The 23,106-nt window shown below is 61.1% G+C and carries 19 protein-coding genes, 1 tRNA gene and 1 pseudogene; 6 read left to right on the top strand and 15 right to left on the bottom strand.

Features of this window, described 5'->3' with window-relative positions:
• The first annotated feature begins 13 nt into the window (after window positions 1–13).
• A complete protein-coding gene (locus EX20_RS05565) occupies window positions 14–1,168 on the top strand; it encodes an ABC transporter permease (protein WP_014722257.1) in 1,155 nt (384 codons plus the stop codon).
• A 4-nt stretch (window positions 1,169–1,172) separates the two neighbouring features.
• Window positions 1,173–2,339, top strand: coding sequence for an ABC transporter permease (locus EX20_RS05570; RefSeq protein WP_011882967.1), 1,167 nt, complete (start codon window positions 1,173–1,175; stop codon window positions 2,337–2,339).
• On the opposite strand, the pseudogene EX20_RS30275 reads toward EX20_RS05570, so the two are convergent.
• Both EX20_RS30275 and EX20_RS05575 read right to left on the bottom strand, forming a co-directional pair.
• Window positions 2,332–2,607 (bottom strand): annotated as a pseudogene (locus tag EX20_RS30275) (carotenoid oxygenase family protein); the annotation flags it as partial. The gene EX20_RS05570 and the pseudogene EX20_RS30275 sit on opposite strands and share 8 nt — an antisense overlap.
• 16 nt (window positions 2,608–2,623) lie before the next feature.
• Complete coding sequence (locus EX20_RS05575) at window positions 2,624–3,253, bottom strand: DUF2239 family protein (protein WP_034192918.1); 630 nt, start codon at window positions 3,251–3,253, stop codon at window positions 2,624–2,626.
• Between the two features lie 249 nt (window positions 3,254–3,502).
• Between EX20_RS05575 and EX20_RS05580 the strand changes: the two genes are divergently transcribed.
• The 3 genes from EX20_RS05580 (at window position 3,503) to EX20_RS05590 (ending at window position 7,649) form a co-directional block, all read left to right on the top strand.
• Window positions 3,503–4,843 carry an MFS transporter gene (locus EX20_RS05580; RefSeq protein WP_011882964.1) on the top strand — a complete coding sequence of 447 codons (1,341 nt, stop codon included), beginning with the start codon at window positions 3,503–3,505 and terminating at the stop codon, window positions 4,841–4,843.
• 67 nt (window positions 4,844–4,910) lie between these two features.
• Window positions 4,911–6,305, top strand: a complete 1,395-nt coding sequence (locus EX20_RS05585) for an enolase C-terminal domain-like protein (protein ID WP_034192919.1) — start codon at window positions 4,911–4,913, stop codon at window positions 6,303–6,305.
• Window positions 6,306–6,518: 213 nt separating this feature from the next.
• Complete coding sequence (locus tag EX20_RS05590) at window positions 6,519–7,649, top strand: site-specific integrase (RefSeq protein WP_034192920.1); 1,131 nt, start codon at window positions 6,519–6,521, stop codon at window positions 7,647–7,649.
• A 536-nt stretch (window positions 7,650–8,185) separates the two neighbouring features.
• Here EX20_RS05590 and EX20_RS31725 read toward each other — a convergent pair.
• From EX20_RS31725 to EX20_RS05650, 13 genes are all read right to left on the bottom strand, one after another.
• The gene (locus tag EX20_RS31725) at window positions 8,186–9,580 is read right to left on the bottom strand and encodes a hypothetical protein (protein WP_139164683.1); all 1,395 of its coding nucleotides are present in this window, start codon (window positions 9,578–9,580) and stop codon (window positions 8,186–8,188) included.
• Window positions 9,546–10,661, bottom strand: a complete 1,116-nt coding sequence (locus EX20_RS30280) for a DEAD/DEAH box helicase (RefSeq protein ID WP_072465424.1) — start codon at window positions 10,659–10,661, stop codon at window positions 9,546–9,548. The genes EX20_RS31725 and EX20_RS30280 overlap by 35 nt, the downstream gene beginning before the upstream one ends.
• 14 nt (window positions 10,662–10,675) lie before the next feature.
• Window positions 10,676–11,995 carry a serine/threonine protein kinase gene (locus EX20_RS05600; RefSeq protein ID WP_081350636.1) on the bottom strand — a complete coding sequence of 440 codons (1,320 nt, stop codon included), beginning with the start codon at window positions 11,993–11,995 and terminating at the stop codon, window positions 10,676–10,678.
• 204 nt (window positions 11,996–12,199) lie between these two features.
• Window positions 12,200–13,225: a hypothetical protein gene (locus tag EX20_RS05605; RefSeq protein ID WP_034192923.1), complete on the bottom strand. Its 1,026-nt coding sequence runs from the start codon at window positions 13,223–13,225 to the stop codon at window positions 12,200–12,202.
• On the bottom strand, window positions 13,215–14,882 hold the full coding sequence (locus EX20_RS05610) for an HsdM family class I SAM-dependent methyltransferase (protein WP_034193023.1): 1,668 nt from the start codon (window positions 14,880–14,882) through the stop codon (window positions 13,215–13,217). The genes EX20_RS05605 and EX20_RS05610 overlap by 11 nt, the downstream gene beginning before the upstream one ends.
• A 1,149-nt stretch (window positions 14,883–16,031) precedes the next feature.
• Window positions 16,032–16,334 (bottom strand): hypothetical protein, encoded by a 303-nt coding sequence (locus EX20_RS05615; protein WP_034192924.1) that lies wholly within the window; start codon window positions 16,332–16,334, stop codon window positions 16,032–16,034.
• Between the two features lie 513 nt (window positions 16,335–16,847).
• Window positions 16,848–17,231 (bottom strand): plasmid mobilization protein, encoded by a 384-nt coding sequence (locus EX20_RS33310; protein WP_374702168.1) that lies wholly within the window; start codon window positions 17,229–17,231, stop codon window positions 16,848–16,850.
• A gap of 541 nt (window positions 17,232–17,772) precedes the next feature.
• The gene (trfA, locus tag EX20_RS05625; RefSeq protein ID WP_051974391.1) at window positions 17,773–18,753 is read right to left on the bottom strand and encodes a plasmid replication initiator TrfA; all 981 of its coding nucleotides are present in this window, start codon (window positions 18,751–18,753) and stop codon (window positions 17,773–17,775) included.
• 914 nt (window positions 18,754–19,667) lie between these two features.
• Window positions 19,668–19,743 (bottom strand) — tRNA-Ala (locus EX20_RS05630).
• Between the two features lie 65 nt (window positions 19,744–19,808).
• Window positions 19,809–20,165 (bottom strand): c-type cytochrome, encoded by a 357-nt coding sequence (locus EX20_RS05635; RefSeq protein ID WP_011882941.1) that lies wholly within the window; start codon window positions 20,163–20,165, stop codon window positions 19,809–19,811.
• Window positions 20,162–20,959, bottom strand: a complete 798-nt coding sequence (locus tag EX20_RS05640; RefSeq protein ID WP_014722252.1) for a BON domain-containing protein — start codon at window positions 20,957–20,959, stop codon at window positions 20,162–20,164. Before EX20_RS05640 ends, EX20_RS05635 begins: the two co-directional genes overlap by 4 nt.
• A 17-nt stretch (window positions 20,960–20,976) precedes the next feature.
• The gene (locus EX20_RS05645; protein ID WP_011882939.1) at window positions 20,977–21,561 is read right to left on the bottom strand and encodes an SIS domain-containing protein; all 585 of its coding nucleotides are present in this window, start codon (window positions 21,559–21,561) and stop codon (window positions 20,977–20,979) included.
• A gap of 126 nt (window positions 21,562–21,687) precedes the next feature.
• Entirely contained in the window at window positions 21,688–22,116 is a 429-nt protein-coding gene (locus tag EX20_RS05650) for a YraN family protein (protein ID WP_011882938.1), read from the bottom strand.
• A gap of 46 nt (window positions 22,117–22,162) precedes the next feature.
• On the opposite strand from EX20_RS05650, the gene rsmI reads away from it, so the two are divergent.
• Window positions 22,163–23,041, top strand: a complete 879-nt coding sequence (rsmI, locus tag EX20_RS05655) for a 16S rRNA (cytidine(1402)-2'-O)-methyltransferase (RefSeq protein WP_034192925.1) — start codon at window positions 22,163–22,165, stop codon at window positions 23,039–23,041.
• The last annotated feature ends 65 nt before the right edge of the window (window positions 23,042–23,106 follow it).

Genomic DNA, 23,106 nt, shown 5'->3' on the forward strand with positions numbered 1-23,106 from the left:
GCGAGCGCGCGACATGTTCGTATTCAAGCTGATCGCGCGCAACGCGCTGCGGCACCGGCTGCGCACGTTGCTGACCGTGCTCGGGCTGACCATCGCCGTGCTCGCGTTCGGGCTGCTGCACACCGTCGTCGACGCGTGGTACGCGGGCGCGGCCGCCGCGTCGAGCGGACGGCTCGTCACGCGCAACGCGATCTCGCTCGTGTTCCCGCTGCCGGTCAGCTACGAGAACCGGATACGCGGCGTCGACGGCGTGACCGCCGTGGTGCGCTCGAACTGGTTCGGCGGCGTGTATCGCGACCCGAAGAACTTCTTCGCGAGCTTCGCGGTGTCGGACAACTATCTCGACCTGTACCCGGAGTACCTGCTGCCGGCGCAGCAGCGCGCCGATTACGACCGCGACCGGCGCGGCTGCCTGGTCGGCCGGCAGCTCGCGACGCAGTTCGGCTTCAAGGTCGGCGACGTGATTCCGCTGAAGGGCACCATCTACCCCGGCACGTGGGATTTCGTCGTGCGCGGCATTCTCGACGGCCGCGACGATTCGACGATCACGCGCCAGCTGGTGTTCCACTGGGACTACCTGAACGAGACGGTGCGCAAGCGCACGCCCAAACAGGCCGACCAGGTCGGCGTGTTCGTGCTCGGCGTCGCGCGCCCGGACGCCGGTGCGGCGATCGCGCGCGACGTCGACGCGGTGTTCAGGAACTCGCTCGCCGAGACGCTGACCGAGACCGAGCAGGCGTTCCAGCTCGGCTTCGTCGCGATGTCGAACCAGATCATCGCAGCGATCCGCATCGTGTCGTTCGTCGTGATCCTGATCATCATGGCCGTGATGGCGAACGCGATGGCGATGAGCGCGCGCGAGCGCACCGCCGAATACGCGACGTTGAAGGCGCTCGGCTTCGGCCCGGGCTTCATCGCGGCGCTCGTGTTCGGCGAATCGGTCGTGATCGCCACGGCAGGCGGCGCGCTCGGCATGCTGGCGACGCCGCCGGCCGCGACCCTGTTCAAGCACGCCGCCGGCGGCATCTTCCCGGTGTTCAAGGTGTCGGCCGCGACGATGGCGCTGCAGGCCGCGTGCTCGGTCGCGGTCGGCGTCGCGGCCGCGCTCGTGCCGGCATGGCAGGCCGCGCGCGTGCGCGTGGTCGAAGGCCTGCGGGCGATCGGGTAGGCGCATGGCGATCCCGCTCACCTACATCGCGCGCAACCTGTGGACCCGGCGCCTCACCACCGCGCTGACGGCCGGCGGGATGGCGCTCGTGATCTTCGTGTTCGCGACGGTGCAGATGCTCGACGCGGGGCTCACGCAGACGCTCGTGTCGACCGGCGAACCGGACAACGTCGTCGTGATCCGCAAGGGCGCGGAGACCGAAATCCAGAGCGCGATCGATCACCAGCAGGCGAATGCGCTAGAAATGCATCCGGCCGTCGCGCTCGGCCCCGACGGACGGCCGCTGGTGTCGAAGGAAGCGGTCGTGCTGATCTCGCTCGTGAAGGCGTCGACCGGCAAGCCGTCGAACGTCGTGATTCGCGGTGTGTCGCCGGCCGGCCTCATGCTGCGTCCGCGCGTGAAGCTGGTGGCCGGCCGCGCGTTCGCGCCGGGTTCGTCGGAGATCGTCGTCGGCAGCGCGATCGCGAACGGCTTCAGCGGCGCGCAGCTCGGCGACCGCCTGCATTTCGCGCAGCGCGACTGGACCGTCGTCGGCATCTTCGACGCGGGCGGCAGCGGCTTCGACTCAGAGATCTGGGGCGACGTCGATCAGCTGATGCAGTCGTTCCGGCGCACCAGCTATTCGTCGATGGTGCTGCGCATCGCGAGCGCCGACGGCTTCGCGCGCTTCAAGGCCGACATCGACGTCGACCCGCGCCTCACCGACGAAGCGAAGCGCGAGCAGACCTTCTACGGCGACCAGTCGAAGGCGCTGTCGACGTTCATCAACATCCTGGGCGTCACGCTGTCGACGATCTTCTCGATCGCCGCGATGATCGGCGCGATGATCACGATGTACGCGTCGGTCGCGAACCGCACCGCCGAGATCGGCACGCTGCGCGCGCTCGGCTTCAAGCGCGTCAACGTGCTCGCCGCGTTCCTGCTCGAGGCGCTGCTGCTGGGCTTCGCGGGCGGCGTCGCGGGGCTCGCGTGCGCGTCGCTGATGGGCTTCGCGTCGTTCTCGACCACCAACTTCCAGACCTTCTCCGACCTGTCGTTCCGCTTCGTGCTGACGCCCGCGATCGTCGTGAAGACGCTGTCGTTCTCGCTGGTGATGGGGCTCGTCGGCGGGCTGCTGCCGGCGCTGCGCGCCGCGCGGATGAGCATCGTCGACGCGCTGCGCGCGCAGTGACGCGCGCCCAGCGCTGCGTGCGCAGCCAGCGGTTGCGGTAGCCGGTCGCACGGCCGCGCTCGAACGAGATCGCGTGCAGCATCGCCGCTTCCGGCCACCACGACAGCACGTCGTTGCCTTCGAAACGGCCTGCGGGCGGATTGGGGCCGTTGCGCAGCAACGTGCCGTCGAGTTCGGGCGGGATCGCGCCGGTCACGCGCAGGTCGACGAGATCGGCTTCGTCGGCCACCGGCGCGAGCGCGCCGCGGTTCAGGTCGAAAGTCGGCATCGTATGGTGCCCCGGTTCAGCCTTCGTCGGCCGACGGCGGCAGATCGCCGCGCGCCAGCGCGAGCACATGAGCGCTCACATCGGCCGGCCAGCCGGCGATCAGTTCGCCCATCCGCGCGAGATCGTTCGCGTACAGCGCGCGCACGGCCTCCTCGAAGCCCGGCAGATCGCCCGCGAGCGCCGACATGAAGTGGTACGCGCGCGCCTGCGCATCGCGCCGCCGATCGGCCGCTGCATGGGTGCGCCGCGCGTCCTCGACCAGCTTGCGCAGCGCCACCGACGCGCCGCCCGGCTGCGCGGCCAGCCAGTCCCAGTGACGCGGCAGCAGCGTGACCTCGCGCGACACCACGCCGAGCTTCGGCCGGCCGCGGCCGCGTTGTTCGCCCGCGCCCGGCTCGCCGGCTTCGGACGCTGCCCGCGCCTCGGCTGGCGCCGCTGCGTAGCGCGCGCGGACGTCGTCCGCCGTGCCGCGCAGGTCGAGATCGATCGTGCGGCCGGTCGCATCGTCGAAGATCGCGATCGGGCCGCTCCCAGCGTCGTCGGCCGCGCGCCGGACCGCCAGCGCGACCGTCTCCAGCGCCCCGGACGCGAGGCGCCGATGACCGTCGAACGCGGTGTAGGAAGGAACGAACAGGGAAAGCGTCATCGTGGCCGCCTTGCGGTGGAAATCGGAATGCCGCTATTTTTATCCGGGTATAAATGGACTGTCAATATCATCCGGGTAAAAAAGAATGCGCGTGGTTCTGTCGATTGATTCAACTTCTGAATCAATCAAGTCAGCAATTGGCATGAAAACGTGAATTCCCCCGTGCCAGAATGGCCAGACGTCATATGACGAAGCGCGCATTCGACGCGCAGTAGCCCCGGCACGTTCCGCCTCTCGGAGGAGACAGATATGAATCCGCTTCACGCATTGCCGGCGTCCGCGTCGGCAACGGCCCAGCGCACGCGTGTGCGCTGGCTCGTGCTGGCCGTGCTGTTCGCGGTCACGACAATCAACTACGCGGACCGCGCGGCGATCGCGATCGCCGGCCCCGCCATCGCGCGTGCGATGCACCTGAGCCACGTGCAGATGGGCTTCATCTTCTCGGCGTTCGGCTGGTCGTACGTGATCGCGCAGCTGCCGGGCGGCTGGCTGCTCGACCGCTTCGGCTCGCGCATCGTCTATGCGTTCAGCATCTTCTTCTGGTCGCTGTTCACGCTGCTGCAGGGTGGTATCGGCTTCATCGGCGGCGCGGCCGCGTTCGGGCTGCTGTTCGCGCTGCGCTTCCTGGTCGGCGCGGCCGAGGCGCCGTCGTTTCCGGCCAACAGCCGGATCGTCTCCACGTGGTTCCCGGCCGCCGAACGCGGCACCGCATCGGCGATCTTCAACGCCGCGCAGTACGCGGCGACCGTCGTGTTCGCGCCGCTGATGGGTTGGCTGGTGCACGCGTTCGGCTGGCAGTGGGTGTTCGCGGTGATGGGCGTGCTCGGCTTCGCGTTCGTGCTGGTGTGGAACCGCACGATGTACGACCCGAGCGCGCACCCGCGCATCAACCGCGCGGAGTTCGACTACCTCGCCGAAGGCGGCGCGCTCGTCAACATCGACCGCGCGGCCGGCGCACGCGACGGCGGCCCGTCGATGCACCACGTGAAGGCGCTGCTGAGGAGCCGGATGCTCGTCGGCGTGTACGTCGCGCAGTACTGCATCAACGCGCTCACCTATTTCTTCATCACGTGGTTTCCCGTCTACCTCGTGCAGGCGCGCGGGATGTCGATCCTCAATGCGGGGCTCGTCGCGTCGATCCCGGCCGTGTGCGGGTTCCTCGGCGGGATCCTGGGCGGCATCGTGTCCGACGCGCTGCTCAAGCAGGGACGCTCGCTGTCGGTCGCGCGCAAGGTGCCGATCGTGATCGGCATGCTGCTGTCGATGTCGATGATCGTCTGCAACTACACCGACTCGCACGTGCTGGTCGTGCTGTTCATGGCGCTGTCGTTCTTCGGCAAGGGGCTCGGCGCGCTCGGCTGGGCCGTCAACGCCGACACCGCGCCGCGCCAGATCGCCGGCCTGAGCGGCGCGCTGCTCAACACGTGCGGCAATCTCTCCAGCATCACGACGCCGATCGCGATCGGCTATATCGTCGACCGCAGCGGCTCGTTCAACGGCGCGCTCGTGTATGTCGTCGCGCACGCGCTCGTCGCCGTGATCTGCTATCTGTTCGTCGTCGGCGAGATTCGCCGCGTCGAGCTCAAATGAACTGAACGGCGCGGGCGGCGCCGGTGCGTCCGGCGGCTCGCGCATGACCGGAACCAGGAGCAAACCGATGTCCGAAGCCCGCCACACCGGCACGCCGCGCGTCACGCGCATGCGGGTGATTCCCGTCGCCGGCCGCGACAGCATGCTGCTGAACCTGTGCGGCGCGCACGCGCCGTACTTCACGCGCAATCTCGTGATCCTCGACGACAGCAGCGGCCACACGGGCGTCGGCGAAGTGCCCGGCGGCGAAGGCATCCGTCAAGCGCTCGAACGGATGACCGACGTGGTGGTCGGCCAGTCGATCGGCCGTTACCAGGCGACGCTCAACGCGGTGCGCGCGGCGCTGTCCGGCGCGGGTGCGGCGGCCGGGCGCACGATCCGGCACGAGGTGACGTCGGCGAGCGAAGCGGCGGTGCTGCGCCAGCCGCACGAAATCAATCTGCGGCTCGACAACGTGATCACCGCGATTGAGGCGGCGCTGCTCGACCTGCTGGGCCAGCATCTCGACGTGCCGGTGGCCGCGCTGCTCGGCGAGGGGCAGCAGCGCGACGCGGTGCCGATGCTCGCGTACCTGTTCTACATCGGCGAGCGGCGGCGCACCGACCTGCCGTATCGCGACGAGGCGCATGCCGCCGACCCGTGGTTCCGGCTGCGCAACGAAGCGGCGCTGACGCCGGCCGCGATCGCGGAGCAGGCCGAAGCCGCGGTCGCGCGCTACGGCTTCGCCGACTTCAAGCTGAAAGGCGGCGTGATGGCCGGTGCGGACGAAATGGCGGCGATCGCGGCGATCAAGGCGCGCTTTCCCGACGCGCGGGCGACGCTCGATCCGAACGGTGCGTGGTCGCTCGACGAGGCCGTCGCGCTGTGCCGCGGGCAAGGCGATCTGCTCGCTTATGCGGAGGACCCGTGCGGGCCGGAGGCGGGCTACTCGGGGCGCGAGGTGATGGCAGAGTTCCGGCGCGCGACCGGCATTCCGACCGCGACGAACATGATCGCGACCGACTGGCGGCAGATGGATCATGCGGTGCGGCTGCAGGCGGTCGACATTCCGCTCGCCGACCCGCACTTCTGGACGATGCAGGGCTCGGTGCGGCTCGCGCAGCTGTGTCGCGACTGGGGGCTCACGTGGGGTTCGCATTCGAACAACCACTTCGACGTGTCGCTCGCGATGTTCACGCATGCGGCCGCGGCGGCGCCGGGCACGATCACGGCGATCGACACGCACTGGATCTGGCAGGAAGGCGACGCGCGGCTCACGCGCGAGCCGCTCGAAATCGTCGGCGGCCAGGTGGCCGTGCCGGAGCGGCCGGGGCTCGGGATCGAGCTCGACATGGCGCAGGTGGAGGCCGCGCATGCGTTGTGTCGGCAGGTGGGCGGCACCGCGCGCGACGACGCGATGGCGATGCGGTATCTGGTGCCGGGGTGGACGTATGATCCGAAGCGGCCGAGTTATGGGCGGTGAGGGATCGGGCGGGAAACGATAGGCGGGAAAGCAAAAAGGGTCCGGTCTTGCGACCGAACCCTTTTCAAATCTGTTGGTGGAGCGGAGGAGGATCGAACTCCCGACCTTCGCATTGCGAATGTAAAAACCTCATCAGCAAATTCGGGGCTTCTGGCGTTTATCTCGATTATTTGCCACAATCTTGCCACACTCCGTTCGAGCAAACACCGAGAAATGCCGACTATCCGAAAGCGTGCGCAGTACCAATGGGAGGCGCAGGTACGCCGGCGCGGCTACCCAGCGCAGAGCAAGACCTTTACTACCAAGGCCGAGGCGGAAGCCTGGGCCAATATGATCGAATCGGAAATGTCGCGCGGCGTATGGGTCAGCCGCAGTGAGGCCGAGGCGACATCACTCTACGAGGCGTTGAAGCGCTATGAGGAAGAAGTTTCGCTGTCAAAAAAGGGGGCGGCGCAGGAATCTTCGGTCCTAAAAACCTGCAAGGAAGTTGACCTAGCAAGGCGGCCGCTAGCCACGATCCGCAGTGCAGACATAGCGAGGCTCCGCGACGAATGGCTGAAGGACTACAAGCCCGCCACGGTGCTGCGCCGCCTAGCTGTTCTCTCACATGTGTTTAATGTCGCCCGCAAGGAATGGGGCATGGAAAGCCTGTCGAATCCGGTGGAACTGGTTCGGAAGCCGCAGCCGAACAACGCGCGCACAAGGCGCATTGAGGTCAGCAACGCATCCGTCGGCACGCCAAGCGTAGACGACCTCGATTCGGAGCGCCGCGCGCAAGACGGCGAGCTTGAGCGTGTGGCAAAGGCCAGCAACTCGGTGCTGCTACCGCCCATCATCTGGTTGGCCGTTGAAACGGCAATGCGTCGAGGCGAGATCGTCTCCCTGCTATGGGCTAACGTCGACCTCAATCGCCGCGTTGCACACCTACCGTCAACGAAGAACGGAGACACGCGTGACGTTCCTTTGTCTTCACGCGCTGTTTCCGTACTTCAAACGTTGGGAGAAGCACGGAATAACGCCAAGAATAAGATGCCGGACGGCGGCGAGGAGGAGACTGATCGCATATTCGAAATTCGCAGCGATGCAGTTACGAGAGCTTTCGAGCGCGCAGTGGCGCGCGCCCGCAAGATTTACGTCGATGAGTGCAGCGCGGGCAACCTGAAGCCAGATAGCAAGTTCCTGACTGACCTTCGCTTTCACGATTTACGCCATGAGGCGACGTCGCGCCTAGCTTCGATCTTCCCGCTCCACGAATTGACGAAGATTACGGGACACAAAGATCCGCGTATGCTCATGAGGTATTACCACCCCCGCGCAGAAGAACTTGCAAAGCGTCTTTCCTAAATAGACGCCTACGTATGGAGTTATACGATAATAATCGATGACTCTTTGAGCACATCATCCCTCCTTCCACACAAGCTGATTGGAACCGCAATATAGCGCTCGCAATAAAGCATGAGCTCATGACCAGATTCATGCGCCCGCTTCAAGTCCGACTCTGTATATTGTGCCGACTCAAGCTTATCCGGACAGTCTTCGGGCCGGACGCCATTGTAGACTAGACTAAGCATATCCTCGGTAGCCGGTGACCAGCAAAATGAGTACTGTCCCAACGGAAGGATTCTAAATGCATGCTCGGGAGTAGCTCCGTATTTTCTAGCAATCGGTAATCGCGACGTCAGGAAAACCGCTTGACTTCGATACTTCACGCCGAATTTTCGTTCAAACCAGGCGTCGGCGGCGTTATGGACTTCGAGTGATGTATCTTTCGGATTTCGATCTTTTCGCGTCGAAATGATAGAGGGATGGTCGAGCGAATATTTACTCGACATTCCGCGATAAAACTCAAGAGTCTCAAAGGTAAACATAATCAAATAAAATTAATACCTTCCCAACTTCTTATTGGTCTTTATCATATCGATTTCGGAACGCTCCTGACGATATGCCTCCGTAGGCTCCAGCATTTGCATGACATCTCCCAGCATCTTCCGAACCTGACGGTCCCTATTCGCGAGCTCGCTCAAAAGCTTACTATTCCCCCCCTCAGCAATCCGATCACCTTCGTTTGAAAGACGGACGTATGTATCCACGCCAGGCAATAGCGAAACCAGTATCGATTTTTGATGCACCGGTTTAATTCCCAGCTGCGAAATCTGTGCTCGCGACAATACAACAAGTTCATCAATGGAGATATCTGAACGCGGGCGCTCCTCCAAAGAGAACGGCTGAATGAGATCTCGCGCGATTTTTTTCCCAACTCCCTCACCCATCGATTGCCAAGAATCCTCTTTCGAAGTACCACTGAACAACGCATACCAAATATGCACGGACGGGTATTTCTTTATAAAATCATTCAGCAACTCCGCGTATGCATAAGATCCCGGAGAAATAGCATTCGCAAAAAATGCGAGACAAATCGAACCGAATTCCGAACCACGGGTTTCACTAGACAAGACCTCTTTAACAACCGCATTAAAGGCCTGCATTCTATGATCGAAGACGCCACTAAACACTGACACAGTGTTAGCTAAGCCGGGATATGTCGAGACTAAAGCTTCAGCGATCTCTTCGGACGTAGCATCGCCTCGAACGTAATCGAAAACTCTCCTAGGGAGAAGCTCATCGTCATGCATCGGACGAGATTGCGCACTTAACCCTATACCGATTCTTGAAATGAGTTTTATAAGATAAGTCGGCGAATCCATCCGACTTAACTGACGAGCAAGAAGCCACTTGTGCAGAACATCATCGATATCGAACGTCGGATACAAGATTACTGTGCGCGCGAGTACATATGAAAATGTTCGCTTGCACGCGGAGTACGATGCCATCGCTGGCGCCAAGCTGCCAATACGTCGTGTCGCCTCAGCCTCACCGAAAATAAGAGAAACTAAAACGCCAAGCATTCGACTGGAAATATCAAACTTCGGCGATTGATATCTTTTACCCCTTAACCCAATCTGCGAGAGTAAATCCTCTTTCACGACATGTACGTACGCGGATAAAGGAGAAACATTTCCGTAATAAGTGGCCACATCAGCAAATATCGTCTCCAAATCGTCACCCATGGCCGCGATGACGTTCGGCAAATTCAAGAAATCGGAACTGGAGCTCCAGAAGCATTGATGCAAAACCGGCCCACTCATGCCAATGGCACTGAATAAGTCCGAGGGCTGCCGTCTTTCAGAATTCCCCAGCGAAAACAAATCTTGGGTAGATTGTAGCTTTTTAACCAGCATTTCAGACCTCGAATAGCTTGCCAAATTCAGGATCATCGGGAGGCGGCGCCATTTTTGCCACCGCGCTCGACAAATAGCCAGGCAGATTTCCCGAGTAATATAAACTAACGGATGTTCTAGCCCTCAAGATACCTGTGTAAATTAATCGCTTTTGTGCGGGCCCCATTTTCGGAAGTGCCTCACATCCGCCGATATGCGTCGCTACGAATTCCCATCCTTTACTGCCATGTAATGTATCAACCCAGATTCGCTGCTCGGGGCCAATTGCGGAACTCTCCAAAGCCGTTAAAAAAGCCTGCTTTTGCTCATTTTTCGGGAATAGCACGCCGATGCGTTGCTGAGGATACAATTTTAATTGATCAGGAAGTCGCAATAATATCTCAGAAATCTGCGCATCAAAGGACCCGCAAGCATGCGAATCTATCAACGATGGCCTCGCCGTCTCGTCGTACAAACACTGATCACTGACCGGTGGATAGTTCACCGGATCACGCAATATCGCATCGGCAACATTGCAAATCTTCAATCCGCTACGGTAATGGTATTCGAGAGTAACAACCTTGTCGCCAACCAGATTTTCCAAATAACCCGGCGAGTGCGTCGACTTGTAAATAGATTGACGTGAATCGGCCGCCAAAACTAGGCGATTAGCAAGACGCCGAAACACATACAACTCCGTATCGGTATAGTCCTGCGCCTCGTCCACAAGTAGCGCATCGTAGATTTGCTTGATGTCTTTTGCTTCGATCAATGCCTTTGCTTTTCCGGCGAGCATCGCGCGGTCAACTTCAAAGTCTTTGGTAAGCTCATATTCAATCCCATTCTCATCCAAAAGCGATCTAAAAAACTGCACCCCAGTGACGACGATATCCGGAGACAATTTATACTGCGCGCATCCACTCTGAAGAAAAACTTTCAGACTTTTCGTAAATACCACCAATTGCAAATGGCTTTTCGCTTTCAGCGTGAACCATTTTGCTCTTAAGAGTAGAATATTAGTTTTGCCTGATCCCGCGGGACCACGCAAAAGAAAGCTCTCGTCCACACCAATACCTTGCACAGCCTGAGTCTGATCAGGATCAAGGTTACTCTCGCTAACCCAAAAAATTTCGCTCATGGTCACCCCGCACTTCAGGAAACAATCTTGCCCGCGACTTCGATCAATGCATCTTGGCATCGATCCACAATGCTACTGAGAGTCAACATTTCGCTCCACTCAGCCCGAATTTTCTCCCCCGAGTCCGTGCTAGCAATTATCAGCAAGTCTGTTTTGGACGGGTGTTCCAATGATATGCCAAGCGAAACCTCGAAAAATAGAATTTCACCGAAACCGATCCCAAAATCCTTTTCGAATCTATAGGATAGGCGATATTGCTGATCCGAAATACACTGATGAGTTGCAGCGAATTTCGGAAAAATCTGGGAATTCATAATGAAATCCCGAATTTCCATAAACACTTGCCCCTGCAGGGACCACAACTCCTTTGCGCCTGTCGCTTTCGGGGCGCCCTTACGCTGTTCCTCTTCCATTATTTTCGCTTCTTGCAATCTGATTTGCCTGACTCGAATAGCGTGACTTCGCGACGCAACATCCGTCTTGACGGATTGCGATTCCTGAAACATTTCCCATCTCACCATTTCGATCCGGGTCCGCCAATCCTTAATCAGGCAAGCTTTTGCAAGTTCGATTAACCATGGAGCACAATCTTTGGCGTCTAGATCCGGAGATCGCAATTTAACGGAATCGTACAAGTCTGCCCGAGGAGCGTCATATCCCTGAAACAGGGGTTTTCGCATCAGCATATCGTGAAGTGTCGCGCCTATCTGGTAGAAGGTAATCGCGCGCCAAGCATCAGTATTTGATGCATCTTCCCTCCGCCACACGAATTCCGGAGGGCTATACCGGACTGACGCTACAAACTCATCGCCCGAAAGGCGTTGCTCTTCTTCCGCTGTAGGGGCACGAAAAACAATACCCAGATCGAGAAGCGTCAATTTCGTGAAATCCGCGCTTACAACGATATTCGCGGGCTTGATATCTCTGTGGTAAAGCCCTTTTTCTTCCAGAAAACGGACAGCACTGACCAACTGCTCAAGCAGGTCCGCAATGGATTCGCGAGGCAACACCGAAATAACTTTGTCTAGCGAGCTTCCCGGCACATACTCCATTATCAGATACAGCGTGGATAGCTCATCGTCAAATCCGCCGTCAAATATCTCCACAAGATTCGCGTGATGCTTCCCCCCTTTCAATTGCAATTGCAATTCCAGTCGCTCGTTCTGCTCGTCTGCTCCGTTCTTTTCCAGCGCGTCGGGAAAAAACACCTTTACTGCGACATCTCTGTCCTTTTGTCTCCCAACGTACACTATGCCGTCAGCCCCCTTACCCAAGACATCCCCAAGAAGGCATCCTTGAACATATTTTCCAGTCAGAGCCTCAACATCGACCAATTTCTTCCTCCGATTTTCTTTCGCGTTCTTTGCCGGGGGCTAATTTTGTGTGCAGCTTTTGGTGGTTCTACATTTGCAGCGAGGTTTCCAGCTCAACCCGAATTGACGACGTTCCCGAAATCGGCGGTCACGTTCGCCGAAATACGCACTGTATGAATGACCGCTTTGCAGCGGAAACGCCTGCCCTCACTACGCCGACAGTCGTTATCGGAGCTCAGGCGAAGCACGACGTTCTCGCGCTTCCTCGTGTCTGTCGACCGGCGTAGCGCCAAGGACACGCGTGACCATCACCTCGAGGAAGCGGCCAGGTGCGAGTTCCTCTGGAGTTTCGTCTTCGAGGATCTTCACCTTTGGAAGGTCCGCAATGTCACGGTCGACGTCGGACTCGAGCGCCGGTGCTGGTGCATCCTCCTCTTTATCCGATGCAAGCCCAGGTTCCGGCAAGCCTTCAGCGTGCCTGTCTTCCCCAGTGTCCGGTATTGCGGCCGCGTCTGAGTATTCCATCAAGACAAGGCAGGTGGCGTGGTATGCGTCGTCCTCGCGACCGAGCTTGGCGAGCAGGTCGAACAACCATGCGGCAGCTTTAGGTTCCTTTTCAAGGATGTCGGAGCGAAGCCCAAACACGAATCCGAGAGCAGTGAGAGGATGCCGCAATCGCAAGTTTTTGGCGTCGCCGTATGACTCCTCGACTCGATTCGGAGCGTTTTTGCCGTAGGAGGAGTCCATACGCTTCGTCGAAATCAACAACTCGGGGCCAGTGGCCCAGTCCGTGATGATGACGTCAACCTGCTTGAAGTAGTTTTTCCCAAGGATGGATGCGCTGGATGAGGTAACACCACTGATCGCGCCTTCCCTGGTCACGCGCTCCGCCAAGGTCGCTGCGATCCCGTTGGGCAGCTCCGCCAGCAAGGCCGCAACAGACGCCGGGAGGATGCGCGGATGGACGGGGCGCGGCCAAACCTGATCTGAGCCGAAACCTGCTCGTCGCAGCTCATAGCTCATCCATACATCGAGGGCTAATGCCGGCACTCCTGATTGGGTCCCGGCCTTTAAGTGAAGAGGAACGCCCAGCAGTTTCACAAGCGTGTCGTAATCCGGCTCGAAGCGTAACTTTCCGTCCGGGCTCTTGACCCAAGGATTGCTGTGTAGACCGCTGGGGGCGGCGAGGGCGACGATTCGGTCGAAAAGGACCCAGGCTTTTGCTTTTGCGGTTTGTTGTTTAGCGGCCACTGGCTGCCCTCACCGTGCGGCGGTGGGCAAGCTCTGCTCGCGCCCGCCGGATTTGTTTGATCTGCTTTGCGGACAAGTCGCCGCATCCATTAAGGACCAATTGATCCACGATTTCTACGGCGTCGAGCAGCCTGCCTTCCTCCAGGAGGTCGGCGACTTGTTGCTTGACTGTGCGAAGCGCGTCGGCACGGGCCGCGATCAACGCGGGCGATGGCATAGCCCAAACGTCTGCTTCCTTCGGCTCGATCTTCAAAATTCCCCCGCCATACGCGCGACCGACCAACTCTGCATGCAGCAGCGTGACCGAGTTCAGGCTCGCAAGCGGCAAGAGCTCGCGGCCGAGTTCACGATACTCGTTATCGAAGTAGACACCGTGCACCGAGTTGAGGTGACGAGCCCCCGCGTCGTTTGCGGTGAGTCGGGGCGTGTCCGCGTTCATGCAGGTCAATAACAGGTCGGCGGCAGGGACGAGCGGCACCTGGTACCAAGTCTTGCGGACGCGGCACTTGTACGCCGTATCGACACCGGTCCGGTGACCACTTTCGATGTATGCGGCTGCTTCAGCCGAGGGTGGATCGCTCGGATAAAACAGGTAGGTAGCGTGACCTTCGCGGCCGAGCTTGGTAAGCATGGCGTTGGAGAGCGAGAGACCACGCAGGTGGGAACTTCCAGGCGGCGAAAGGCGCAGCAGCTCATTGCGACGCAAGCCAAGTTCCTTCACACGCTGAGGCGAGAGCGTGAAGTATTTGTTGTTGCCCGTGACGATGCCGAGGGTGGTGTCTCCCCACGTCTCCAAGCTAGTAAACAGTCCTCGTTGCAGTAGTCCGTGCAGCGGCTCGATAGCTTTCGGGTCGATGAGGCTACTGGTCCACTTGGCCGCTGGGTCGGTTGGCGTCCAAATCTGTCCCGCACCAAGCGATGCAAGGTCAGCCGCGTTCTTCGATTGCCGAATGGTCGCGTGACGCGCGGGGCCTTCCAGATAACCGTCAGCTAGTAGCAGTACGACATCGGCCTCGGCCTCGGGGAACACCTGCTCGTCGAAGAGCACGAGCTGCACGTCGCGGAATCGATTGAAGAGAAACCGGCGCACGGGAGCCGCATAGTTCACAGAAAGCAATTCGGCTGGGAGAACAAGCCCGAGCCGCCCGCCGTGCTTCAAGAACATTGCGGAGTGGACGGTGAATGCCGCCCAACTGGAGGCGAGGCCGGTCAGCGACACGCCACCGCGGAGCGCAGCCTCACGGGCTCGCGCGCGGGACTCGCCCGAAAACTCCTGATAGCGGATGTAGGGCGGGTTGCCGATAACAGTGTCGTAGACCGGTTCGGGTTCGACCGTAAAAAAGTCACTATGCCGAATATTGGCTTTGCCACCAGCTTCTCGTACGCGCAGATTGGCGACGCGTGCACTGTGCTCATGAATCTCGACACCGTCGACGGTCGGACGCACTTTCATATCCGGTGCCAGCTCGCGAAGGCGATCCACGGCGGCAACAAGGAAAGCAGCATCGCCGGCGGACGGTTCCAACACTACATCACTGGGCTTACGAATGGCCCAGTCGGCCACAAACCGGGTGATCTCGCCAGGCGTGAAGAAGGCGCCTCGCTCCTTGCGGAGAGCAGGCGTATCGTCGGGATGGATGGAGCGCGCGAGAGTCACTTGCAAAACCTAGGAGCGGCGCTACGGGCCCTCACAGGGAGACCTATCGCGCCGACTTCGCTGAAGTGTGAGTTCATCGTCAAGTTACCCTCTTGTTTATCAAACTGTTCAGTGCGCTTGACCTTGAGGACGTATTCAGCGAGCTCAAGCGTCCTAGCGCGCAATTTTAGCCCGGTTGCAAATCCGTCGTCGAGGTGATGGCACTTCCCATACCCGACGGTCGGATCGTCGGGTGACGAGCGCTTCCGGGACGGTCAGCGCCTCACTAGGCGAGCACGAGAAGACGAATCCTATGTACGACCGCAGTCACGGTGAAGGCGCCGCTCAAGCGTCGCGCGGCGGGAGCGAACGGCCCTTGCTGGCCGAACTCTGTCTGACTGGGGAATCCTGAACCTGAGGGCAAATCCGCGGTGCCGGCCAACTGAAGTCAACAGGAGCAATGGTAAAACGCGGTCGCTCCATGCCTGCTAGCTTCGGCCTCGGCTTGTGATGCACCGACCTGATGCGCGTTTTGGCACGCTAGTTATGGGGTCGGGTTTTGTTGTCGCGACGGAAAGGTATTGCATCTTGATGTCGGGATGACCACCTAACCGCGGCAAGGCAAGATAGACGAGCAGCAACCAGCGTCGAACGGGTCACGAAGAAGCATTCACAGGTTCGGCAAACGCTCAACGAACAGCGCGCCTGTCGTCCCTGGTGCTTTTCCCCCTAGGCCCTAGACGCGTAACCATTTCTCACAGCTGGATTGCTGTTGATGTATGCGTTAAGCCCATAGCCTTGAACTGCAAGCCTCTTCATTGCCTCGACGTGTAGCGCGCCGGGCCTAGCATAGGTGTAAGAGTAGGTTCGAAACGTCCCCTGCGTAAATGTCACATGGATAAAGTCCCGCCCCATTTCATATGACGAAACCCCCGAGTCCCCATTTAGATTCAGATAAACGGGCATTTTTACCTCCATCGCCGACGGTATGGCGTAGTTCCCGATAGAAGGATAGGACACTTAGGGAAGGTTCACGGAGACGTTCATATGAAATCGCCGTCGATTGTTCCGCAGCTCCCCAGAGGCGATAACTGGTGTCGCCACAAGTTGCGGAGGCTGACAGAACAACCCGATATGGACGATCTGAATAACGCACGCAGGTGGTAGCGGTCATGCTAGTCGCCGCGAGTCGGACTGCGCTTTCCTGATCTTGCGGTCCAACTTCCTCACCTGCTTCTCCAGCGCCTCGATCTTTGAAAGATAGGGCCATAGCTCATCCATAATATGGTCCGCTCTTTCCTGTAGTTGCTTGACTGCAAATGCGTATTCCCGCTCGTATCTCTGTCTGGCGACCCACGTATCGGACCATGCACGGCTAAGGGGCTCGCTTTCTTTCCGCAGCTTGCGCAACTCGCGTATGGCAGTCTTCAGTTGCGCCGCGTCAGCCAATTCGGCGGCCAGTTCGGAATTCATGAAGGGCCCGTTGCGCGCACGGCTCGGTTGTTTGGTAGAGGGACAGAGCATCACGCACCCTCCATTCTGAGCATCCCGCCTTCCTACCGGGCTCCCTGAGAGCGTGATGGCAACTGCCCCCGGGCGCCTGCGTCCGTATCGCGCGCTGTCACCGAGCGGCTATCTCACTACGACCTTCCTTCGTATGACGGCCCGATTTGACAGATGCCGGGCGCGAAGACGTCTCGGCCGCGGCCGCTTCTTTCTGAAGGCCCGAGGACCGATCATCTGCATCAACTGTCGTTCTTCACAGATACGCTCAGCTAGTCGTCGACGGGTTGGCCGTTTGCGACCTCGGACAGAGTCTGCCGCTTGTCGCAGACTCGCCACCGGCTCAAAAATCTGCTTCTCCATTGCGTCCTCTGTCGTGCTGGGCACGGCTCATCGTTTAAAACATTTAGCGGCTAAATTTTTCGTCGGCTTATCAAAGTTTAGCCGCTAAGTTTTTGGCCTTGACTCACTGACGAGCCTGAGCTAGCCACCCTGCATCGTAGTGATACGGTCCAGGACGCCATGAATGACACGCCGCAAGTTTTCCGGGTCTTGGCTTCCCAGTTGCCCACTGTTTGTCAGCCATAGCTTCAACAAGCCCCCGAGGCGTCCCTGATCCCCGTTGATCTTTGCTAGCTGGAGAACGAGGTTAGCGTCAATGACGCCCTCAATCTTGCAGCCCATACCAACGTTACGCAGATATCGCGACACGCTCAAGCCAGCATCGCGAGCATTCGCCTCAATTTGTGCCTTTTCTTCCTGCAGGCACCAGACGCGAATCGGTTGGTTCCTTCTACGTGGTACGTCGCCATCGAGGCGTTCATTATTGATTGTTATCGGCGGTAGCTGACTGGCCTCGCAGAGCAAGACCCGTAGTTGAGCGCGAAGTGCGAATAAGCGGGAAAGTGATGCAGGACTGCGCGTTTGCGCGTAGGCCTACATCACCTGTCTTGCCCCGAATTCCAACGCGATTCTGCTTGGTTGCGTCAGATAGAAAACACGATGACGCCAAGACAAAGGCAAATGTCGGCATGAACATTTCAAGAAATATCGCCGACTCCCAACCCGATCTCCTGGGCCGAACACCTATGTCTCCGTGCGCCATGACATATCGGTCGCTCGCGGTCGCATTCAGAGGCAAGCAACGCCAACGCCCAACGAGGTAGACGGGTTCGTCCGCTATTAGCGTCAGCCTCCGCCCCAATCCACCCCGCGAACTGCAGACGTCCCGATTAGAAAGAGATTAAAAGCAGATTAGCGCGCGCAATGATCGGTAAGAAAATATCGTCAAAACAATCACTTGCGCCGCATCCACCTGTGGATAGCGCCGACTCTATCCCCCTTTCCTTCGGGTTCTATCCCCTCCCGGTTCGGGTGCTATCCCCCCGGGCTCGGGCTCTCTCCCCCCTTACGTTCGGATTCTGTCCCCCTCCCGTTTTTCAGACGCTCGCCCCCTCGCCCGTCCTCTCAGGTGCCTCTGCTGCGACGCGGAAGGAGCGCGAGTCACCCTGACCAGCCCATCCTTGCCGACCTCCCATGAGAACAATTGCCCGGCGCGATCGCTGACGTGCTTGAGCGCTTTGAACGCCGGCTCGAGGCTGTCGCTGACCCAACCGAGCAAGGCCTTGTTGCGCTCAGCATCGGTAGTAGCGTTTTCACCGGCTTCGCTACCACATAGCAAGTGCAACGTTTCCACCTTGTAGGGCATTGGCGCAGCATGCGTCGAATAGAAGCCATGCAGCCATTGAGCGAGAGGATGCCCAATAAGCGCGTGACGAATGCTCCAGTCAATCTGCGTCCAACTGTCGTGGTTGAAGATCACTCTCATCCTCGGGTTGAGGATCACCACGCTGCGACCATTGGTGCTGTCGCGAAAGCAATCATCGATCAATGAGCCGATGTAGGTGTATGGGCCTTGAGTAACCTCGACGGCGGTCGCCTTTAACCTGGCGAGTACCTTGCGGAGCCATTCGCGATCACTTTTGCCGATATTGCCCCCGCTTGGACCACCTCGACCAATAAGGCGAAGGAAGGCCTTTTCCGTGAACTCGATCCTGTTGCCCAGCTTGACAAGACGCGCCAAGTGCAACGCCCCCTCCCATACGTCAAGGTCGGACTGGTCAAGACGTGGGCCGGTATAGACGATTGAGACACCCTTGACGCAAGCAATGGCCTCACGCTCCATGTACTTGCGCTTACCTCGCTTGATCGCGCCAAACAGCGCCGAGCGGAGTACTCCGTTTGGCACGCCTCGCACCAACTCCGGCCAAAGCGGCAACTGCGCGTCGACCAGCGCACGCTCGATGTTCCGCTCGCGAATACTCGCGATGACCTCGATGGGAGTGAAAGCCTGGAGCGGTCCAAATGCGGCCGATTCTGAGGCATCCAAAGTTCACGCTCCCGCGGATGCATGCGCACGATCAACTGCTGGAGATTTGGCACGCTGCCGTTGTCGCGCAACCTGTTCGGCTTTGGTGGGTCGGCCACGGCGTTTCTGCAGTGACTCGGCCGCCGGCGCCGGCGCCACGCTGCCATCGACATGCTCGGCCAGCCAGCGCTCAACGTCTTCGACACGCCAAAGCAGGCGCTTCGTACCAGGCAGCCTGCAGATTGGGGGAAGGGATCGGGGATTCCGAGTGGCGTCGCTTCGGATACTGGCGACGGATTTATGAAGGCACTCTGCAAGCTGATCAACCGTCAGGAGGGTTCTCATTGACGAGTCCCTCCCTGCGTAGCTGGCGTGCTGCAAGCCACGCCGTGCACGCAGCCCGCATTGACGACGGCATCAGTTGCTTTCGCTGGATGCAGCGACAGACGTGCAGGCACCCTGCAGATGACCGCAGTTTTACCAACAGGAGTCAGTGTCATTTCGATAACCCTGTATAGCGGCTAGGGTCATCGAGCAGTTGCGCCGGGAGACTACTCGGTGTTTGACCTGGGCGACACCGAAGCCCGGCCTTTGGAGGGTGAAATCACGATGTCGAGACAAGCAGCAAATCGCGGAGCGGTGCTGCGAAAGCATCGAGCTAGCTGCGGAACCGCAGCTAGTCGGTAATTGACCTGGGCGACGCCGAAGCCCGGCCTTGGGACTGTAAAGTCACGGCGTCAAAACGAGGGGCGAATCCGATTTCTCGGACCAAGTGCAGTCTAGTCGCAATAGCGAGCAATGTCACGCGTTGCTGAACAACCTCACACGCGCCCGCTGCCACAAATCTGCCACACCGAGTCTGCTAAAGACTGCTTCCAAATGCAAAACAACGCACTACATCGCGAGACGTAGTGCGTTGTTTTTACTGGAATTTATGGTGGAGCGGAGGAGGATCGAACTCCCGACCTTCGCATTGCGAACGCGACGCTCTCCCAGCTGAGCTACCGCCCCAACAGCTGACTATCATACACACGCATTTCTGCGCTTGGCAATAGGGGTTGTATTCTCCCGACGCGTCACTTCGACGGCGCGCCCGCCAGCACCCAGTCGACCACCGACCGCAGGTCGGCATCGCTCATGCGCGGATGCGCGGGCATCGGGATCGCCCCCCACGCGCCGGAGCCGCCGTCCTTCACCTTCTTCGACAGCTTCGCAACGGCTTGCGGGTCGGCCTTGTAGCGCGCCGCGATGTCCTTGAACGACGGCCCGACGAGCTTGCGATCCACCGCGTGGCAGCCCATGCACGCGTTACTGCGCGCGACCCTCAGCCCGTCGCCGACATCCGCGTGCGCGGTGCCGAACGCACCCGCCAGCGCCACCACCGCGGCGCCATGCCGCACCCATTGCTTCATTCTGATCCGCGTCCGTTTCATTGCGGCGCCGCCTTCGGGTTGCCCGGATGCACGCTCGTCGAATTCGAGATCGGCGCCGGCGGTTGCAGCGGCGTGGACTGGACCGACGCGTCGGGCACCGCCCCGACCGTCGCGGCATCGGCCGGCGCAGCGGCAGCCGGCGCGGCGGACGCGCCGCTGGGCGAAGCGGCCTGCAGCGCCTGCGCGTCCTGCGGCTGGATGTACTGGAACACCTTCACGACCTTCTCGACGCCCGGCACCTGGCTTGCCGCATCGGCGCCGCGGTTGCCTTCGTCGACCGTCACGAGCCCCATCAGATAGACGTTGCCGCGCTCGCTGACGACCTTGTAGTAATTCGCCGACAGACCCTTCGTCGCGATCAGCTCCGACTTCACGCGCCCTTCGAGGTACGAGTCGTTCGCACGCGACGACAGCGACGACGCCGGCTCGACCGACAGCTCGTTGACGATCGCGCTCACGTTGTTGATGCCGCGCACGATTTCCTCGGCACGCCGCTTCGACGCGTCGTTCGGCACCTCGCCCGTCAGCAGCACGCGGCGGTTGAACACCGTCACGTTCACGTGCGACTGGTCCGGCAGCCCGTTGTTGATCTGCGTGAGCGCCTTGACCTGGATCTCGCGATCTTCCGTCTGCGCGCCGAGCGTACGACGATCGGTCGCGATCAGCGCGCCGCCGCCGGCCGCCGCACCGAGCACGCCGAGCACGCAACCCTGCAGCGACATCGCGAGGCCCGCCGTCAGCGCGGCGAGCAACGTGGTTCTGACGAGCGTCTGTTTGACGCGACTTTGATTCATCGACGGCTCTCCTTCGTTCAATCCTCACCCAGCAGCATCGCGTCGATGCCGTCGCACAGGCAGTGGATGGTCAGCAGATGGACTTCGTGGACGCGCGCCGCACGCGAGGCGGGCACGCTGATCGCAATATCGGTGTCGGACAATGCGGCCGCGACCGCATGGCCGCTGCCGCCGGTCAGCGCGACGACGGTCATCTCGCGCTCGTGCGCTTCGTCGATCGCGGCCAGCACGCGCGGCGACGCGCCGCTGGCATCGAGCACGAGCAGGATGTCGCCGGTCTGCCCGAGCACACGCACCTGCTGCGCGAACAGCTGGTCGGCGGCCGTTGCCGCCATCAGGCCGCCCTGCGACGCATCGGTGGCCAGCGCAATCGCGGGCAGGCCCGGCCGCTCGCGCTCGAAGCCGCCGACGAGCGACACGGCGAGGTAGTGCGCGGCCGCCGCGGACAGGCCGTCGCCGCACGCGACGATCTTGTTGCCGTTCGCCAGCGCGGCGAACATCGCGTCGACCGCCGCTGCGATCGGCAGCGACAGCGCGTCGGCGGCTTCGGCATGAAGCGCGGCGCTGTCGCGGAAATGTTGCTGAATACGTTCGACTGACATCGATTTCTGGTGAACTGAGCGCGAGGGTACGCCACGCGCAACGTCATGGGTGCGGCGAGTTTACCGCACTCCGGCACCGGCTCCAGGGGTCCGGCAAGAACTCTTTACATCTCGTCACAGCTCGCGTTACGCATCGTCGGCACGAAACGCGTCGCGCAGCCAGTCGAGGCGGCCGGCTTCGAACGCGACGACGTCGAATCGGCACGCGGCGCCCGCGCCGTGCCGCGCCCAGAAATCGAGCGCCGCGGCGATCACGCGCCGGCGCTTGCGCCAGCCGACGCTCGCCGCGGCGCCGCCATGCCGCGCACTGCGCCGCGCGCGCACTTCGACGAACACCAGCATGCCGTCGGACGCGCGCATCACGAGATCGAGCTCGCCGCCGCGGATCGTCACGTTGGCCGCGACGAACGCGAGGCCGCGGCGCTCGAGGAACTGCCGCGCACGTTGCTCGAAGTTGGCGCCCACGGCTCGGGATCGCACCGCGCCCGAAAATTCGCCGCCGCCGCGCGGCGCATCGCGCCCACCCGCAGGCGCGGCAGGCGCCGCGTGGCACAATGCCGACCTTGTTCCGCCTGCGCCGCGATTGCGCGCATTGCCTGCCATGACTGCCCTCCTCGAACTCGCGCAAACCCAGCACTATCCGAGCGCCGCGCTCTACGTGGTCGCAACGCCGATCGGCAACGCCGCCGACATCACGCTGCGCGCGCTGCACGTGCTCGGCCTCGCCGACCGCATCGCTGCCGAAGACACCCGCAACACCGGCCAGCTGCTCGCGCGCTACGGCATCTCGAAGCCGCTCCTGGCCGTGCACGAGCACAACGAACGCGAAGCCGCGCTGCGCGTGGTCGAGCTGCTGCGCGCCGGCGAGCGCGTGGCCTACGTGTCCGACGCCGGCACGCCGGGCATCTCGGACCCTGGCGCGCGGCTCGTCGACGCGGTGCGCGCGGCCGGCTTCGCGGTGGTTCCACTGCCGGGCGCGAGCGCAGCCGTGACCGCGATGAGCGTGGCCGGCGCCTGGGCCGGCGCGTTCACGTTCGCGGGCTTCCTGCCGCCGAAGGCGAAGCAGCGCGCGAGCGCACTGCAGGCGCTCGTGCAGCACCCGTACGCGCTGGTGTTCTACGAAGCGCCGCACCGGATCGCCGAAACCGTCGCGGCGCTCGCCGACGCGTTCGGCCCCGCACGCCGGTTGCTGATCGCGCGCGAGCTCACCAAGCTACATGAACAGTTGTTCGAGGGCACCCTGGCCGAAGGACAGAGCTGGCTCGACGGCGATGCGAACCGGCAGCGCGGCGAGTTCGTGCTGGTCGTCGAAGGCGCGCCGTCCGACGCCGGCGCAGCCGACGACACCGCGCACGACGCGCTGCTCAAGCTGTTGCTGGAAGAAGTGCCGGTCAAGAGCGCGGCGAAGCTGGCGGCCGCGCTGACGGGCGCGTCGCGCAACACGCTGTACGCACGCGCGCTGGCGTTGAAGGAAGGCTGACGGGGCGGGCGGCGGGCACGGCCGGAAGCCATGACCGGCCGGCTCGCGGAAACGAAAAAGGGCTG

The organism is Burkholderia sp. WP42 (assembly GCF_000745665.1).
Classification (GTDB): Bacteria; Pseudomonadota; Gammaproteobacteria; order Burkholderiales; family Burkholderiaceae; genus Burkholderia; species Burkholderia vietnamiensis.

Excerpts from the sequence above, each read along its gene's own strand:
- EX20_RS05565 (WP_014722257.1), top strand. The coding sequence starts at position 14 with ATGTTCGTATTCAAGCTGATCGCGCGCAACGCGCTGCGGCACCGGCTG.
- EX20_RS05570 (WP_011882967.1), top strand. The coding sequence starts at position 1,173 with ATGGCGATCCCGCTCACCTACATCGCGCGCAACCTGTGGACCCGGCGC.
- EX20_RS05575 (WP_034192918.1), bottom strand. The coding sequence starts at position 3,253 with ATGACGCTTTCCCTGTTCGTTCCTTCCTACACCGCGTTCGACGGTCAT.
- EX20_RS05580 (WP_011882964.1), top strand. The coding sequence starts at position 3,503 with ATGAATCCGCTTCACGCATTGCCGGCGTCCGCGTCGGCAACGGCCCAG.
- EX20_RS05585 (WP_034192919.1), top strand. The coding sequence starts at position 4,911 with ATGTCCGAAGCCCGCCACACCGGCACGCCGCGCGTCACGCGCATGCGG.
- EX20_RS05590 (WP_034192920.1), top strand. The coding sequence starts at position 6,519 with ATGCCGACTATCCGAAAGCGTGCGCAGTACCAATGGGAGGCGCAGGTA.
- EX20_RS31725 (WP_139164683.1), bottom strand. The coding sequence starts at position 9,580 with ATGATCCTGAATTTGGCAAGCTATTCGAGGTCTGAAATGCTGGTTAAA.
- EX20_RS30280 (WP_072465424.1), bottom strand. The coding sequence starts at position 10,661 with ATGAGCGAAATTTTTTGGGTTAGCGAGAGTAACCTTGATCCTGATCAG.
- EX20_RS05615 (WP_034192924.1), bottom strand. The coding sequence starts at position 16,334 with ATGAATTCCGAACTGGCCGCCGAATTGGCTGACGCGGCGCAACTGAAG.
- EX20_RS05635 (WP_011882941.1), bottom strand. The coding sequence starts at position 20,165 with ATGAAACGGACGCGGATCAGAATGAAGCAATGGGTGCGGCATGGCGCC.
- EX20_RS05640 (WP_014722252.1), bottom strand. The coding sequence starts at position 20,959 with ATGAATCAAAGTCGCGTCAAACAGACGCTCGTCAGAACCACGTTGCTC.
- EX20_RS05645 (WP_011882939.1), bottom strand. The coding sequence starts at position 21,561 with ATGTCAGTCGAACGTATTCAGCAACATTTCCGCGACAGCGCCGCGCTT.
- rsmI (WP_034192925.1), top strand. The coding sequence starts at position 22,163 with ATGACTGCCCTCCTCGAACTCGCGCAAACCCAGCACTATCCGAGCGCC.